This window comes from Desulforamulus aquiferis (genome assembly GCF_030577015.1).
Taxonomy (GTDB): Bacteria; Bacillota; Desulfotomaculia; order Desulfotomaculales; family Desulfotomaculaceae; genus Desulfotomaculum; species Desulfotomaculum aquiferis.
Window position 1 is genome coordinate 77,033 of the sequence record NZ_JARPTC010000010.1, and the last position, 14,796, is coordinate 91,828.

The following is a 14,796-nucleotide window of genomic DNA, read 5'->3' on the forward strand; positions in this document are numbered from 1 at the left end:
CTATCTCACGCGAACGGTGAAGTAGAATTTCTCCATACTGTCCACCGGTTGTGCCCCGATGGTGGCATAAACACTATCACCAACAGATAAAACAGGGTCAATTATAAAGTCATTCTGAGAATCAAAGTCTTTGATTGCCCCTGCCTCTTCTAGGGTCTCTAAATAGAGGTTAACTGCATCTTTAAGCAGTGCTTGGCCATCCGCATTATTGTCAATTTTACCGATGTAGGATTCGGAAAACTCACTCTGAAGGTCGTTGTTTATAGCATCCAATACTCTTATAACCCTGTTTTTGCTAAATCGTTTGTTCTTGTCTTGGCTATAAGTAACAAGGCTATTTATATCCTTCTCGACTTTTACTTTTTTACCGTCGTGTATAAACAGGAACTCGCCAGCCTTAAGTGCAGCAATAATTTGACTGTTAGTATACCGAGGGTTAGCATCAGCAGCGCTGTCATAAGCCTTGTAAGTAAGGCTCTGGGTGATGCTAGCCCCGGCACTGGCTCCTGCTACCCAGGCGACCGCATCCACGGCCTCAAGCATGGTTCCATCATTCAACTTTACACCATTTTTAACATTGATGATTCCTTCATAGTCACCGGCAAGCCCTGGAGCAACCCCAACTATTTTCTTACCTTCATCGTCGCGCATGCGCTTAATGAAGGTAACAAAGCTAGCCTTAAGGGTCTCGTCAGTTGTTGGGTATGCCAGTACATCAAAGTACTGGGTTTCGGTTGCGCTCAGGAAATCAGTCCAATCTTGGTTTATAACGACTCCATCAGTACCACCAGTTAACGGAGTGCCAGCAGTCGCGGGGATTGCCCCGTCACCAGAGAATGTAACATAAGCATTGGGTTGCAGCTCGGAGATATTGGCCCCTGTTTGAGTGTCTACAAGTCGGCCGTCGAGATATGTTTCAACGTCCTTTTTGGCATTGTCCAAAACGTTAACGTCAGATTTGACAATGATATCATTACCCCTGGTTCCTCCATAATGAGAAGTGACTGTCATGGTACTTACTGTCGCACTTGCCGGGGTTCCAGCGTTAAGTCGGTACCCCTTAACCAATTTGGCATTTTTAAAAGCTTCACGAATTAGAAGCATTTCCCCATCATTGATATCATGAGCAAAGTTACTGAATACCTGGCCTTCTTCCTCGATATCAATAAATGTCTTGTGTTGTCCCCAGTCGGTAATTAATGGGATAACAACAGTACCGCGTTCCCCGCTGGTGATCCTGTTTAGGGCTGCGGCTTTGAAGTTTATATATAAGCCAGCCCTTTCCTTCTCTACACCCGGATCAAATGTCCCCCCCGGCATGTTACTTCACCTCTTTCTTCAAGAAGTCTTTAATCTTTCTATTTGCCTCTGCCTTGGTGAACTCACCTTTAACAAAATGAAAAGCACCGTCAAAAACTTCTGGCTGAACACCAAACAGTTCTTTGCAGTGCTTACGTAAAGAAGCAATATCAAATTTAGGTTCTTTATCCATGTGTTCACCTCTTACTTAAGGTTTTCATTCAGTTTTAACTGTCCCATCTTTTCGTAGGTTGGCTTATCATATTTGTATCGACTATTCCATGTTAGAGATAAAATGGCTACACCTTCATCAGCTGAGCGAACATCGGCTCGCTTAATCCGGATACACTTCCCCGTTTGGTTGCCGTCTTGGGTTAGTATTGGAATAAGGTACCGCCCAACGCGAATAGCATCCGCTATTTCCTGGACCTTTTCCACTGCCTGTTGACTGTCAACGTGGAAAATCTTTACTCCCAGGGTGTATGTTTTTAAGAACGTGCTAACAGTGTCAGAGCCGTCGCTTTCAACTGGGGGCGGGATATATATGCACGGAACTGTGAAATTCTGCGGTACCCGCTTGGTGTAAACGGTCACCGGCCATTTCGAGTAGCAGTATCCCAAGATAGAGCCTACTTCTTGGTGCAAATCCCCACCCCCTTAAAAAGTATCAAGCCACTGCTGCAGCTTTCGCTCAAGAGCTCTTTCAAATATCCGCTCAAATATCAGTAAGGCACTGTCCCAGTAACCAGTGCCCTCAATCCATTTAGCTTTTAACATCATGCCGGTATTCGCTCCGGAATCATATTCAAACGTGTGACCATTCCACCGGCCTGGGATAAATCGCCGTTCCTGCCAGTGACCATCATTGGCATAACTAGCATAGCTAAGATTTGATCCAATCTCCAAAGTCAGACCCCGATCAGTTATGCTCCAAACATTGTCACCGTCGCCTTTGTCAAAGGAGTTCAGTAGCCGCCTGGTGTCCACAGTTTGGGTGCGGATTATCTCTTGCTGGATTTCCTCGAGGAATTGAAAGCCCGTGGCCTCCAACCACAGAGCAAATTCCCTACGCAACTCTCCATTTGTCGCCCTTTCAAGCCGGCGAATTAGTTCGCGCAAACCTCGTATTTCCACACCATTTCTGGCCATTACAAATCCTCATCCCTAACAGCTTTTACCTCAATGTGATGGCCCCGGATATCTCTCGGTTTCTGTAGACAGTATTTATCACCTTGAAATATCACTTTGTCATTAATTCTTACATCTGTGCCAGTTTTAAAGTGGACCAGGAATGACTCGACAATACGATTGTTAGGCTCACCCTGAGTAATAACCTGCCCTTTTCTGTCGTTAGAAAAGTAGCATGGAACATCAGTTAAGTTTGCCTCCTCCGGATATCCCAAAGTCTTGGCAAAGGGAACACCAAACTCAACAGGGTCGCTAGTTGCAACAAGATGAAAAATGTCGCACCTGTCCGTTAGTAACTTGGCGTAACTCATATTGACCTCATCCTAAAATTAACTTTTCCACTCCCTGGAGATGACTTGATGTAGGCTGATAATAATGAGGATATCGCAGGTTTTTGTACCACCGTACCATCCCCAAGAGTGTAAGAGTAATCACCAATTTTCTCGGATTTGTAACCCTTTGCGATTGACTCATCGCTATTTACAAGGGCATAATACTCGGTCAACTTAACTAATGCCAACTCAACCTCTTGGGGCAATGTTGGATATTCAACGGAATCGAACTTATGTCCAACTTCCTGAAACACTTCAGTTTCAGCCTGCAGGATATCGTATCCTAACAGTGCATCCGGGCGGCCTTTCACCGCCTCGAAAACACTGTAGTCTTTGACTTGTTGAGCAGTTATAAGGGGCATAGTTTATTCCCCCTTATCTTCCTTTTCCTCTTCTGCTTTAACCAGTTCGAAGTGGCCGGTGGCCAATACTTCTTCTAGATCCTTTTTGCTCTTCACCTCAGTAATAGGATTTTTCCGGTCAGCATTGACAATGCCACTGTATGACAACCCTTTGGTCAGCCTTACTTTATATGCCATATTACATCAGTCCTTTCACCAACACACAGGCATCCAGTTCCTCGATGATCGGGTCATCGTCGAGGTGAACAACATAGAACCGCTTGTCCTGCATAATGGCTTCTTGGCCTTCGGTGGTTTTACGAATCCTTACATCGTAGGTGTTTACTACGATAAGGTTTTTGGGGTTGGACAGAACAATCTTGGATGAAGGCATCCGGGGCACTTCGACGATAGGAATTCCCGCCGGTGCACGCATTAGGGATTCGTTTAGTCCACCGCCATTGGAGATAGCTTGATTATATAAATAAAGCTCCCATGTCTGCTTTCGGGAAGGAGACATCATCCAACGTAGGGTACCGTCATTGTACTTGTCTGGCAACTGCTTCAGGGCATCATAAAACATGGCCAGAGTGGTTGCACCGGCTTCTTTAGCAGTCCGATCCTCAACATGAGAGCCGTTGTTTAGCTGCTTAAGCCATCCGTCATTTATTTTAAGGAAATCATAGTCCGGATCAGTGTCCAAGGTGGCGGTGTCACCATTGAGTCGAAGATCCTCAAGATCGACACCTAACTGCCTTGTCATAAGGTTGGTTACGATTTCTTCAAAATTTTGTCCTTCAATGTTCTCACGAAGGGATTCTTCGGTAATTTCCCAGGGCAGTCGAACAGCAACGGTAGCATATTCGATTTTACCAAAGGTAGGTTTTGCCCTGTAGCCATCATCGGTGTTTTCAGTTTTCTTACGGATAACCCGGGAGCCAATGCCGATTTTATCGACTTCACCAGTTTTGGCTCTACGAACGACACTACGGACCATGCCGCCAAGGGGAGTCGCTTCGAAAGTCTGCTGAATGAACTTCATCGCTTGTTCAGGATTAAGTAGGCCGGCAGTAATTCCAGCAGTGGTAATGGTATTTTTCATGATTTGTTGATTAGTTAAGGTCATTATCTTTTATCCTCCCCGCCCTTACAGTACACCTGCAAGGTAATGTTTTTTAATTGGCTCTTGATTGGGATCCGGGTCACCATCTGCCTGTTTAGAAATACCACGCGCCTTTTCCACGGCATCCAGACGCTCTGTCACTGGTGCAACAGCTTTTTCAACAGCGTCAGTAACCATCTTGGCAACGTCTTCAGCTTTCAATTCCACCGGATCAGTAGTAGGCTCTGTTTTTTCTACAGACTCTAGCTTCTTAGTAATGGGCTCTAGAGCTTTGGCTACTCCATCCGCAACAAGTTTTTCAATTTCCTCTTTTTTCACGTCTGATTCCTCCTCTTGCTCAATTAACTTACCTAATGCCTCATGGGCTGTTCTGATGTGCCCCATATTGGCGGTAGATATTTTTTTGCCGGCCTTTTGGATTTCGGCTGGTGGTTGACCAATGGCTTTCATAATGTCATCTGACACCAAGACCTGCTCAGCAATAGTCACAAAGTCTTGCAGGGCTTCTTTGATTTTTTCGGAATCTGTTTCCATGCCGCTATCCCATTGATCCCAACGGAATAAAATAGAGTTGAGGGCATCCTGGGCCGCCCAAAACTCGCGGCTTTTTCTGTTTCTTTCGTACTTGTCCTTAACAGCACCCTTCTCAATTTTTTCACCGGTAAAGAACGCCTTCATGGTAGCAAAAAACCCCCGCATTTCCTGCGAAGGTTCCGACTGTTTTTCAACTGTTTCTGCAATGCCTGCCATGGAATACCCGGTAATTTCTCCTTTTTGGATGGCCTCCCAAACTTCATCACTGGCCTTGGTGGCCATTACCCAGGACCCTTTAGTGATGGCCTCGCCACCAATCTCGAAATCTTGTGGGGCTATGTAACTTTCCACCACATCACCATAACCCTCTTCGAAGTTATGCTGCAGGTCGATATTCCGGGCATCCTTCATAAAGCCATGGGCAGCCTTTTCTATCTCAGCTGATGTCATAATATCACCGTGAGCATCTGCTACATTTGGTTCATAAACAACCCCATAAACTAGGTGTTGGGCATCGTCTGCCTTAGTCAGTATTTTGATTTGTTTTTGGATATTGGGCCTATCCTGAGCTTTTGTAAGGAAGAATTTCTTTTGATTGGCTCCCTTGTCTACATAGGAAACATGGGTTATTTTTACATTCGTTAGTTCCCTTGCCACGTTGTCACCTCCCCCCATTAGTGATTAATGCATTGTCTTTCTTCATGGCAAGTCACTCCTTGGACAAAATAAAAGAAACACCTAACTGGTGTCCCTCTTCTTCATGTTTTTAAGTTTTGCTTCTGCAAACTTAACTTCCCATTGGGCTAATGTTAGATTGAATCTGTTTTGCTGGTTTGGATCGTCTTTACAGATTTTCTCTAGTTCTTCATATTCTCGCTTTGCTTCCCGAAGCCACCGCCTAACCTCTAATTCTTCCATGGATACCACCTCAAGGATATCATATCAGAGGTTGAACAAGATTGGGTGACAATTTACTTCAGTTGTTCGAGAGCTTCTTGACGTATTTTTTCTTTTTCCTCCTTGGTAAGACCAAGTATTCTCTCATCAACCTCAGGAGAAAGGACACAGTGGCATTTTATCCGTTCTGAGCCAGGCAAAGACGGGTCCCGGGGATAATCAGCCTCATGTCCATTAACATCAAACTTATCATCGACTGGTATTGTGGTGTTGTTTAGTTTTACATGTGCTGGCCTTGGATTGTTCTTCTTACTACCAGAGTGCCGCCAGGTCTTCCCAACCACCGCCGGGCTTTGTTGGTATGCCTCCCATTGACTGCGGCTGCAGGCAGCAAGAATTTCGGTTATTGCTGTTGTTCTTGCCCTAGCTCGGTCAAACTGTGGTAAATCCTTAATGGTCATGACTGCCTTTTCGATTCCGTCGCCATTTTCGATAGCGATCATAAAGGCATCTTCAATGGCCCTGTGGGTGTTTAATTGCATTAACAGTGATAAGTCATGCGCCCAGTCCTCGATCCATTTAGTTGTCCGAACTGATAACACTTCAAAGGCCACGTCTTCGTCAATGGCCTCCATGATTACCGATGTTAATTCACTTATGTTCATAGCGAGGTATACTTTTGTTTCCTCTTCCATGTCCGCAACAAAACCATCAGATTTGAAAAGTTCTCCGATGATGTGTTCCAGCAAAGTGTCTAGTGTAACATCTTTTGCTACGAAGGCATTAATACCATCGATGTAATACTTTCGCTGAGTCCGAAGTAGTTTGGCCACTTTCTTTTCGTAGCCCTCGATGTATCCGGGTACCTTTTCGAGCCCTGGGAACTCGGGTACCAGTTCCGTGATTTCTTCTTCCTCTTCCTTAATAAAAGAGTTTATTGACTTTAGGAGACGGTCAATTTTTCTCATGACGTACATCCTCCAGCACATCCCTCAGATCCTTAAGTATACCGATTATGCTTTCGTTAGCTGACTTTTGCATAAGTATTTGGCTTACCTGCTGTCTTAGTGAGGGTGGGATGTTAGCTAATTCATCTTTGAAGTTCTCCAATTCTCTACCTAACAACTTTCCAACGTCCTGGCGAACATCGTTAGGGGCTATAGCACCAATGCTGTTAAACACTTCAAGCAGGCGTGCCTTATCATCTGGGTTACTGATATCTGGGCTATTGAAATAAGCATCCACATACTTGAACCCGTGTTCCACAAAAAGTTTATTGTTTATTACAAACTCTAAACTCTCTCGCTCAGGTATAAATACTTGCTGCTCAGTAATTTCCATGGCCATCTCAGCAGTAGCCCTGTTGAAATCCTTACTACGTCCAACGTAAATATCTGGAAGACGAAAGGAGCTTTGTAATTTCTGTCTAGATTTATCGTCATACTCAAGAAAGAGAGCATCTTGTTGAAGTATTTCCGCTAAGGATTTTAATTCAACATTAGACTTCTTTTTCTTGTCTTCATCAGGGCTTTCATCTTCCCCCTCAACCTCTAACAGCAGAAATTTATGGGAGTTCTCTACACCTTCCACGCTCTTGGCATATTCCTCTAGGGCGGCCCTACTCTCCTCGGTTAGTTGACCATTGCTTACTATGATAGCAGCTGGTATATGCCTACCTTGATAGAAATACCTATAGTTAAGTTCCTCTGCCTTGCGTGCACCGTACATATGGATCATTTGGGCAATCCACCTTGGAATGCCATAGGCCCCGTCCCCAATTTTGAAATGCAGAATTTCATTGGCTTGCCTGTCAATTGGTATTCCTTCTTCAAACTTACCGTTAGTAATGTCCATTATCCTGGGGTCACCAAATTCCTTAAACCACACCGTTTTTCCGTTAATATCCTGTTGGTATCGTCTAAAACGTTTCTGCCGCTTAAATTGTTTTCCTCCCCGGTAATAAGAAACTTCAACCGGTTCAGTAAGTCTTGTTACCTTGATATACTTTGGGTCAACATTCTCTCCGCCTACTGATACCCCTTTGCCGTCACGTATGATCTCAATATATCCATTGCCGCAATATTCCCGGTGCTCGATAGCTTTAGTAAATACATCTTTGAATGCTTCGTCAAAGTTCCAGTACTTAATGAGCTCCTGTACCCTTTCCCACTCTGCTTTCATTTCTGGTGTTTCTTTATCCTTGGTTTCATCCTCGCGGTACCGAAGAGAAACGCCGAAGCCGCAGATATTCTGCTTGTAGGCATCAACACACTGTTGAAGGATAGTGCTGTACTCTTTCATTTGAAGTAGCTCGATAATAGGATAGGGAGGTGTCAATACCTCATTAGACTGCTCATCCCCCTGCCTAGCCATTGGTCCTTCTGCCTTTTGAAATGGAAACTGGGTTTTATCACCCTTTATAACCGTAGCCCTCACCTTTTGCAACTAAATCACCTGCCTAGAAAAGGTTTCCACCTTCGCGTTTTTTCTTGACCTTCTTTAGATCCGAAACCTCATACCCGTCTAACGCATACCATATGGCGGAAAATGTGTGAGGATCGACGTTAAACTCATCTTCAATAAGGTTCCCGTCCTTATCGACTTTGTAGGTCAGGTCCTTCAGTTCCTCAATGGCATGAATACAGTTTTCAGAGCAAATAATTTGCTTAAACCTCTTAACTTTTTTGGTGTACTGCAATCGGGAACCCGGGAACTTTTTAGCCCCACGAATGTTAAATCCCTGTTGTCGATAATACTTAATTGTTTTTGGTTCTGCTGAGTCTGCCCTTATCAGTTCCTTAGTCTGCTTAAACTCTGAAATCTCTACCGCTGTTCTATCGTCGGTCATGCGGTTTTTGTAGTACTCCCAGTAGATGTAAAGGATCTTGTTTTCATGGTCTATGGCAATTCTTAAAAGGGCGTTATAGGAAGTCACAAATCCAAAGTCAAAGCCTGCCCTCTTCATATCTGCGGGTATTTTATTTACAGCTTCCATTACTTCATAATGCGGCTTGACCTGGAACTGAGGAAGCACCCTAATACCATTTACACCGAATCGGCCCTTCCGGGCTATCCTGTAAAGATCTGGGTCGTATTTCTTGAGTTCCTCTAACTGGTCAATGTAAGATTTGGGCAAAAATAAATTATCATCAGCTAATGAGTGATGATAATAGGTGTTCTTTACAATTAGTATTCTAGATTTGTACAGGAGTTCGTCATCCAAGGCAACCACCTTGAAAAAATGCTTGAATGTCCAGTTTCCTTTACCAACAGGATTTGTTGACAGTATCATGTGAAGGTCTAGTTTCGGATGCCTTAGGCGACCAATCAATTCTTTGAAACCTTCGTACTTTAACTCCGAACACTCTTCAATCCATATGATGCTGACGTTGTGGATGGACTTCAGCTTGGAAGGCTTATCCATTCCTTTAAAGATTATCTTGGAACCGTTGGGAAACCTTATCTGCATGGGCGATGTAACTAGCTTGATTCTACCATCAAGTTCTAGGTCCGTTATTATCTCAGCGAATAGAGAAAAACAGCTATCCCTAATCGTGTCGTAGACTTCGCGGACCACCAGGGCCGTGCGTTTTTCCTGTAACAGTTTTAGGACCAATTTCAATGCAACGTGGTAACTTTTCGAGCTGCCGTACCCTCCAACTAGGAAGTAAAACTTACTTTCCCAGTCGAAAAGGAAATCTTCAAAGTGGGGATTAACATCCTTTTCAATCGGCATTGCCCCCACCCTTCCGCTTGATGATGATTTCTATAGGTTTATCATCTTCATTGGTGGTAATCTTAGTTATCTCGGCTTTCAACTTCTCTACCCTTAAACGGTGCTCCTCAACAACATAGCCTTTCACTTCGTATTTTTCAACCAGTTCCTCATAGCGAGAAATAAGACCGTCAAGGGTTTTCATAGCTGTACTCTGGGCCTTAAGGAAGTTAGCCTGCTTGTCCCATGCGTATTGGAATTCCCATTCAGCCTCATCAGTACTTACAGAGGATTTTTCACGTTTAAGGTGTTTTGTTATATCTTCCTGGTCCCGAACGAACATGATTTTCTGGGCCCTGGCAATGGCCGTGTATTGGATTATAATTTGCTCCCAAAGTATATCTAAGGGCCCTTTTTCCATAATCTCATGCACAATTGCCCGGGTCTCCTCATCATCCGGAAATATCTTGGCGAAAAAACCATGTTTAAGATTATTTTGATACCCCACCGAACCGGTACTCTTTCCCCCGTGGAACTTACAGACCTTCTTTCCAGGCTCCGCGGCGTTCTTACATCTCTCCCCGCTTTGCCTAGACCTTGCGGTACATTGATTCTCCCGGTGTCCATCTAGGTGGTAGCTGCAATACAATTCCCCTGAGACCACTTTCCGCCTACATCTCTTACCAGTCTTATGACCGATAGCTTCACATTGTCCGGGGAAGGGCTCAGGCTCATGGACAGTTTCTTGCGTTGCAACGTCAGATGCAACGTTGCATATTTCCGTATCACGTTGCGTTGCATTATCCTCTAGCGTTGCAACGCGTGACCATCCTTCCCGGTTTTTTCTGCTCCGGATAGTTCCTTCCTTGAGGCCGTGCATTGCCGCCAGGTCTTTCAGTAAGACATCTGTAGTTTCAAATTCTTCTCGGATTTTTACCCAATCGACTACCGGCGGCATTCACCTCACCTTCTTTGCTGACGAGAATTTCTACTTCTTAAGAAAAGTTCTTCCTTTGCGAGTTCAACGTCTATTTCAATAAGTTTCTTCAAGTCCTCAACACTTTCAATCCTTATCCGGCCCTGCTGAAAATCTTTAACCCATTGGGCTATACCCGCCTGAATTATCTTTCTGTACTTAGCCTTAGACTGAAATATTTTTTCTAGGACTTTTGCCTCTTCAAGGCTCGATTCTTCTACCGAACATTTGTTTGTTTTTTCTATTGTGAACACCCCCGTTTTCCGATAAAATGGAAACGAGATAGTGGTCTCTCAAAATCCGTGGCCACGGTAATCCACTATCTCTCCCCGGGGGTGCCCCGGGTGTTCTTAAGGAGGGTGTTGGAAGCACCCTCCTTTTTTATTGTCTAACGGCCTTTTGACCGGTAAACTCTTCCCATCGTCGAATTATCACATCACAATACACTGGATCAAGTTCACTTCCAAAACAAACACGACCGGTCTGCTCTGCAGCAATTAACGTAGACCCGCTGCCCAAAAATAAATCCAGGACAATTTCGCCACTCTTACTCGAGTTGCGAATTGCCCTGGCCGGTATTCCTATAGGCTTCATCGTTGGGTGTTCAGTATTCTTTAGTGGCTTATCAAACCGCCAAATGGTATCTCCTTCATCATCACCTTGGTGAAGAATCTCGAAACTAGGTACCTTTATAGCTAAGGTTTGAGCACCATTATTGAAAGTTAATACTGTGCTGCCTTCCTCCTGACTTACAGAAACGCCAATGGATTCATCTATTACCGTTGTCTGCTTACGTCCACCATACCATCGATGGGCAGCTCCTGGCTTCCAACCATACAAGATAGGTTCGTGTCGCCATTGGTAGTCTTGACGTCCCATAACCAGGTTATTCTTTACCCATATCAGGCACTGCTTCTGCAACCATCCCGCTGCAGCCATAGACATCCTGAAATTGGCCCCTTCACTGTCAGCGTGGCAGACATAAATAGAGCCGCCAGACTTTGTGGCGGCAAACATGTTTGTGAAGGCATCTCGTAGGAAACGGTAAAACTTGTTGTTGTCCATCTGGTCGTTCATTATTTTAAGGCCAGTGCCACCTTCGTAATCTACGTTATATGGTGGGTCGGTGAAAACCATGTCTGCCGTTTGTCCATCCATTAGCTTTTCAATGTCTGCTAAGATAGTAGCATCCCCACACAGCAGCCGGTGGCGGCCTAGTAGCCATATGTCCCCCGGCTTGGTTATTGGGTCGATAATCTTCTCAGCCTCAGCATCAAGGTCGAAGTCGTCCGGATCCACGACACTTGGTTCACAGTTGAAATCAGTCAGCAGAGCATTAATCTCGGCTGTGTCAAAGCCGGTGAGTTCAATATCAAAATCAGCGACTTCCAGCTCCCTTAGGATGTCGGCCAGCTTTTCGGTGTCCCAATCACCGGAGATTTTGTTAAGTGCAAGGTTGAGAGCTTTTTCTTGTTGTTCATCAAGATTAACAACTGATACATCAAACTCCCGGTCTCCCCTGGCCACGAGTATCTTAAAACGTTGGTGGCCACCAACCAGGTTACCGGTGAGTTCGTTCCAGACCATGGGCTCAACATATCCGAACTGCTCGATAGACCTGCGGAGCTTTTCATATTCGGGGTCGCCGGATTGTAAATCTTTTCTTGGGTTATATGGGGCTGGGTTTATTTGACTTATTGGGATATTTCTTATATCCATTGGCTCACCTTCTTTGCTCCAATTCTTGTGAATGAGAAAAGAGCCCGGAGGCTCAACAACCATTATGACTTAATAATTCTTGTAAATTTTGAATCTTCTCTTCAAGCAGATGAATTCTTTCGTGTATATTTTCCGGATCACTTCCAACTTGTGACTCTTTAGCCGTTCCTACATAGGAGTCTAGGTCGCTTCTCAAATTCTCAATCGCTTCCCTATGTTTTTCAATTTGTTTTCTGGTTTTAGTACAAATATCTTCACTCATACGAATCCCCTCCATTCACCTTACCTTTCGGCAAAAAGGAGGCTTTACCTCTAAATAAATTCCGACATAATAAACTCTATCCCATTATCATGTAGTATCACTTCTAAGTTTTCTACATCAATTTCTTGTCCATCCGGCTTAAGAAATACTTTATGCCATTTTCCTGTTCGCTTCTCTTTAACTGCTGTTCCCCAAGGATATTCGCATACTTCCCAAGTATGTAATTGAATAACCTCTCCAGTCATTAATTACAACCTCCTTCAAAAGGAAATTTTAACCTTTTGTCGAATTATTATCCTAGAAAGGAGGTGTTTTTTGTGGGCAAAGGCAAAAATCAGCACGTTACCCCTCACCCTGATGGTGGTTGGCAAATCAAGGGTGCGGGCAACCATAAAGCAACTACGAGGACTACTACTCAGAAAGAAGCAATTGATATTGCAAGGGATATTGCAAAGAATCAAGGCTCTGAGTTAGTTATCCATGGAAAAGATGGTCGTATCCGGGAAAAGGATAGTCATGGCAATGATCCGTTTCCTCCGAGGGGTTAACTCACTGTGCCACCACGCCGGTGGCATTCTTTTTTTATAAAAACCATTCTACCCTTACCAAAGAAGAAAAGAGCCTTGCAGCTCTATTTATAATTATTGTTTTATGGTACTTTACAGCAAATTCCGACATATATTCTTTAGCACGACAGAAACAAAGGAGATATGAACATTGATAAACGCAAAATTGAATATTTTAGCTAATAGGTTAAAGAAAAAAGAATCTGGATACATTCAGTCTATATACGAAATCGAAAATAGGTATAATAAATATCACATCAATAAATTGGTTAAAGTAAAATTACAAATACAAGAAGAAATAATCGAAACAAAAGAATTTAATTTTTCACATATATTTGCATCTATTTTACTAACATTCATCACCTTAATCTTTACCCCTATATTTACAATATTAATTTCTTTTTATGGAGTAATGATTTCTACTGTAACCATTTTTGCGTCCAATGGTATATCGACCAAGGAAGAATCCAAACTCGCAATGGAAAATTTATTAGATGTAATCCCTTCTGTAATGAATGAATTACTTAATTTTTTTGTAACATATTATTATCTTTATCTTGCAGCGCTTATTATTTTTATCGTTATTTCTGTTTGTTTTCTGCACATACGAAGGGCTTCTAAAATTGCATACCTTAATCGATTACTTGAAGTAGTAAATTACCTAATAGACAAGAAAAGTATTCAAAGTTAAAAATCTAAATCAAAAACCGCCATCGGCTGGCGGCTTTCTCTTTTACTAATGACATTCTATTACACTTTCTATACCGAAAAAGGACATAACCGGGACATTTTCGGGACATTATGCAGTCTCCCTCACCTTAACCCCAAATATAGCTTTAACCATATAAACCACTGCCTCAGTTCTAATCCGCTTGCAGTGTCTCTCACTATAGTAAACCCCATATTTCTTATGCAGCTCAATAGTTATCTTTGGCCAGCTCATCTTCTTAAAATAAAACATCTCTACTATCTCCCGCTGCATCGACTCCAGGCAACCCATCGCATTGTCAATCTTTGATATTATACTTGAGAGCTGCTTTCTCTCAACCTCAAGCGTCCTCCGGTGCTTGTGTAGGGCAGAGTTTACTTCAATAAATTCTTCAATCCATTTCTGAGCCACTGTTGAAGTTCTATCAGAAACGCCACCTGAGGCAGGTGGACCTCCATCCTGCACTCTAGAGTAATACATACCCTCTATGGCCTCTTCAGGCGTATCCTCCTTAGGCATCCTGGCCAGGTCAAGGTCAATGTTCCTTATCCTAGCTTGAATTACGTTGTAGTCATTGAGTAGGTTGCATACCTTTTTATATAATCTATGATCGTGCAACGGCCAGGACCTCCTTTTACTACTCGGTTTATTTCCCTTCCCAAATAAAAACTTCCGTCCTTGGCTTCTCCCGGTCTACCTCCATCGCCACTTGCACTGTCACCAGGTCGCCATTATCATCCTTCAGTATTCCGGCGTTTACCAATGCATCCATCAGGAACTTCGGTGCATAGTTGTCCGCTGGATCCCGCCGCCTATTTGTGCCGAAATAGTATTTGATTAACACCGTGGCCCTGCGAAACTTCGGCAACTTAAAGGCTATGGCCAGCTTACTAATGTCAGCCTTTAATTCCTCCTTATACCGATGCTGCTTTGCCCAGTGCCAATTCTTCCACACATTCAACGATGGCGGAACCTCCGGTATTTGCAGCCATAACCCGCCGGCAAAGGTCCTAGCATCCCATTGCACCCTAGGAAGTGTTGTCTTCGGAGAAACCTTTTTCTTTGGCTTAGCCTGTATTATACCTAATGCCCGGGCTTCCTTAAGGGTGAGTCGTGTCATAACAAGCGCCCTCCA

The 14,796-nt window shown here is 43.7% G+C and carries 22 protein-coding genes; 2 read left to right on the forward strand and 20 right to left on the reverse strand.

Features of this window, described 5'->3' with window-relative positions:
• The 18 genes from P6N53_RS07785 to P6N53_RS07870 all read right to left on the reverse strand — a co-directional run bounded on the left by P6N53_RS07785 (position 1) and on the right by P6N53_RS07870 (position 12,631).
• Positions 1-1,320, reverse strand: a complete 1,320-nt coding sequence (locus P6N53_RS07785; protein WP_304542271.1) for a phage tail sheath family protein — start codon at positions 1,318-1,320, stop codon at positions 1-3.
• Position 1,321: 1 nt separating this feature from the next.
• Positions 1,322-1,492, reverse strand: a complete 171-nt coding sequence (locus P6N53_RS07790; RefSeq protein ID WP_304542272.1) for a YqzN/YkzM domain-containing protein — start codon at positions 1,490-1,492, stop codon at positions 1,322-1,324.
• Positions 1,493-1,503: 11 nt separating this feature from the next.
• Positions 1,504-1,944: a hypothetical protein gene (locus P6N53_RS07795; RefSeq protein ID WP_304542273.1), complete on the reverse strand. Its 441-nt coding sequence runs from the start codon at positions 1,942-1,944 to the stop codon at positions 1,504-1,506.
• Between the two features lie 12 nt (positions 1,945-1,956).
• Entirely contained in the window at positions 1,957-2,448 is a 492-nt protein-coding gene (locus P6N53_RS07800) for an HK97 gp10 family phage protein (RefSeq protein ID WP_304542274.1), read from the reverse strand.
• Positions 2,448-2,798: a DUF3599 family protein gene (locus P6N53_RS07805; RefSeq protein WP_304542275.1), complete on the reverse strand. Its 351-nt coding sequence runs from the start codon at positions 2,796-2,798 to the stop codon at positions 2,448-2,450. The genes P6N53_RS07800 and P6N53_RS07805 overlap by 1 nt, the downstream gene beginning before the upstream one ends.
• Positions 2,795-3,181 (reverse strand): protein YqbG, encoded by a 387-nt coding sequence (gene yqbG, locus P6N53_RS07810; RefSeq protein ID WP_304542276.1) that lies wholly within the window; start codon positions 3,179-3,181, stop codon positions 2,795-2,797. Before yqbG ends, P6N53_RS07805 begins: the two co-directional genes overlap by 4 nt.
• Before the next feature lie 3 nt (positions 3,182-3,184).
• The gene (locus tag P6N53_RS07815) at positions 3,185-3,358 is read right to left on the reverse strand and encodes a hypothetical protein (protein WP_304542277.1); all 174 of its coding nucleotides are present in this window, start codon (positions 3,356-3,358) and stop codon (positions 3,185-3,187) included.
• Position 3,359: 1 nt separating this feature from the next.
• The gene (locus P6N53_RS07820; protein WP_304542278.1) at positions 3,360-4,286 is read right to left on the reverse strand and encodes a phage major capsid protein; all 927 of its coding nucleotides are present in this window, start codon (positions 4,284-4,286) and stop codon (positions 3,360-3,362) included.
• Positions 4,287-4,307: 21 nt separating this feature from the next.
• Positions 4,308-5,474, reverse strand: a complete 1,167-nt coding sequence (locus P6N53_RS07825) for an XkdF-like putative serine protease domain-containing protein (protein ID WP_304542279.1) — start codon at positions 5,472-5,474, stop codon at positions 4,308-4,310.
• A gap of 81 nt (positions 5,475-5,555) precedes the next feature.
• On the reverse strand, positions 5,556-5,735 hold the full coding sequence (locus P6N53_RS07830; RefSeq protein WP_304542280.1) for a hypothetical protein: 180 nt from the start codon (positions 5,733-5,735) through the stop codon (positions 5,556-5,558).
• 53 nt (positions 5,736-5,788) lie between these two features.
• Positions 5,789-6,691, reverse strand: a complete 903-nt coding sequence (locus P6N53_RS07835) for a phage minor head protein (protein WP_304542281.1) — start codon at positions 6,689-6,691, stop codon at positions 5,789-5,791.
• On the reverse strand, positions 6,669-8,150 hold the full coding sequence (locus tag P6N53_RS07840) for a phage portal protein (protein WP_304542295.1): 1,482 nt from the start codon (positions 8,148-8,150) through the stop codon (positions 6,669-6,671). Before P6N53_RS07840 ends, P6N53_RS07835 begins: the two co-directional genes overlap by 23 nt.
• A gap of 22 nt (positions 8,151-8,172) precedes the next feature.
• Positions 8,173-9,450, reverse strand: a complete 1,278-nt coding sequence (locus P6N53_RS07845; RefSeq protein ID WP_304542282.1) for a PBSX family phage terminase large subunit — start codon at positions 9,448-9,450, stop codon at positions 8,173-8,175.
• Complete coding sequence (gene terS, locus P6N53_RS07850) at positions 9,440-10,387, reverse strand: phage terminase small subunit (protein ID WP_304542283.1); 948 nt, start codon at positions 10,385-10,387, stop codon at positions 9,440-9,442. Before terS ends, P6N53_RS07845 begins: the two co-directional genes overlap by 11 nt.
• A gap of 5 nt (positions 10,388-10,392) precedes the next feature.
• Positions 10,393-10,659 carry a hypothetical protein gene (locus P6N53_RS07855; protein ID WP_304542284.1) on the reverse strand — a complete coding sequence of 89 codons (267 nt, stop codon included), beginning with the start codon at positions 10,657-10,659 and terminating at the stop codon, positions 10,393-10,395.
• Between the two features lie 127 nt (positions 10,660-10,786).
• Complete coding sequence (locus P6N53_RS07860) at positions 10,787-12,124, reverse strand: site-specific DNA-methyltransferase (RefSeq protein WP_304542285.1); 1,338 nt, start codon at positions 12,122-12,124, stop codon at positions 10,787-10,789.
• A 52-nt stretch (positions 12,125-12,176) separates the two neighbouring features.
• Positions 12,177-12,386: a hypothetical protein gene (locus tag P6N53_RS07865; RefSeq protein WP_304542286.1), complete on the reverse strand. Its 210-nt coding sequence runs from the start codon at positions 12,384-12,386 to the stop codon at positions 12,177-12,179.
• Positions 12,387-12,436: 50 nt separating this feature from the next.
• Entirely contained in the window at positions 12,437-12,631 is a 195-nt protein-coding gene (locus P6N53_RS07870) for a hypothetical protein (protein ID WP_304542287.1), read from the reverse strand.
• Positions 12,632-12,703: 72 nt separating this feature from the next.
• Here P6N53_RS07870 and P6N53_RS07875 point away from each other — a divergent pair, with 72 nt between their 5' ends.
• Together P6N53_RS07875 and P6N53_RS07880 are read left to right on the forward strand one after the other, a co-directional pair.
• Positions 12,704-12,934: a DUF2188 domain-containing protein gene (locus P6N53_RS07875; protein ID WP_304542288.1), complete on the forward strand. Its 231-nt coding sequence runs from the start codon at positions 12,704-12,706 to the stop codon at positions 12,932-12,934.
• Between the two features lie 169 nt (positions 12,935-13,103).
• Positions 13,104-13,643 carry a hypothetical protein gene (locus P6N53_RS07880; RefSeq protein WP_304542289.1) on the forward strand — a complete coding sequence of 180 codons (540 nt, stop codon included), beginning with the start codon at positions 13,104-13,106 and terminating at the stop codon, positions 13,641-13,643.
• 108 nt (positions 13,644-13,751) lie between these two features.
• Here the strand turns inward: P6N53_RS07880 and P6N53_RS07885 are convergent, their stop codons facing one another.
• Complete coding sequence (locus P6N53_RS07885; protein WP_304542290.1) at positions 13,752-14,279, reverse strand: hypothetical protein; 528 nt, start codon at positions 14,277-14,279, stop codon at positions 13,752-13,754.
• 28 nt (positions 14,280-14,307) lie between these two features.
• Positions 14,308-14,796, reverse strand: a 489-nt coding sequence (locus P6N53_RS07890) for a RusA family crossover junction endodeoxyribonuclease (RefSeq protein ID WP_304542291.1), incomplete at its 5' end; no start/stop codon positions are given.